The 897-nt window shown below is 52.3% G+C and carries 1 rRNA gene; it reads right to left on the reverse strand.

What is annotated here, in order from left to right:
* Window positions 1-896, reverse strand: a 23S ribosomal RNA gene (locus AC1TO8_RS23835); the annotation flags it as partial.
* Window position 897: the final 1 nt, after the last annotated feature.

An 897-nucleotide genomic window follows, 5' to 3' on the forward strand; every position in this document is an offset into this window, starting at 1 on the left:
ATTCCGAGGCTAGCCCTAAAGCTATTTCGGGGAGAACCAGCTATCTCCGAGTTCGATTGGAATTTCTCCGCTACCCCCACCTCATCCCCGCATTTTTCAACATGCGTGGGTTCGGGCCTCCAGTGCGTGTTACCGCACCTTCACCCTGGACAGGGGTAGATCACTCGGTTTCGGGTCTACGTCCACGTACTTAAATTCGCCCTATTCAGACTCGCTTTCGCTGCGGCTCCGCCTTCTCAGCTTAACCTTGCACGGGAACGTAACTCGCCGGTTCATTCTACAAAAGGCACGCCATCACCCATTAATAGGGCTCTGACTTTTTGTAAGCACACGGTTTCAGGTTCTATTTCACTCCCCTTCCGGGGTGCTTTTCACCTTTCCCTCACGGTACTGTTTCACTATCGGTCGCTAGGGAGTATTTAGCCTTAGCAGATGGTCCTGCTGGATTCATACGGGGTTTCACGTGCCCCGCACTACTCGGGATCCGTCTCGGAGAGAACATACTTTCAGCTACAGGGCTTTTACCTTCTATGCCGGGCCTTTCCAGACCTCTTCGCCTAATATATTCCTTTGTAACTCCATGTGAGACGTCCCACAACCCCAAGGAGCAAGCTCCTTGGTTTGGGCTAATCCGCGTTCGCTCGCCGCTACTGACGGAATCACTATTGTTTTCTCTTCCTCAGGGTACTTAGATGTTTCAGTTCCCCTGGTCTGTCTCTACACATCCTATGTATTCAGATGTGAGTGACTGCGTATTAACACAGCCGGGTTTCCCCATTCGGACACCCCCGGATCAAAGCTTGCTTACAGCTCCCCGAGGCAGTTTCGTTGTTCGCCACGTCCTTCATCGACTCCTAGCGCCTAGGCATCCTCCGTGTGCTCTTAGTAGCTTAACCA

It is taken from the genome of Paenibacillus sp. Y859, assembly GCF_056786405.1.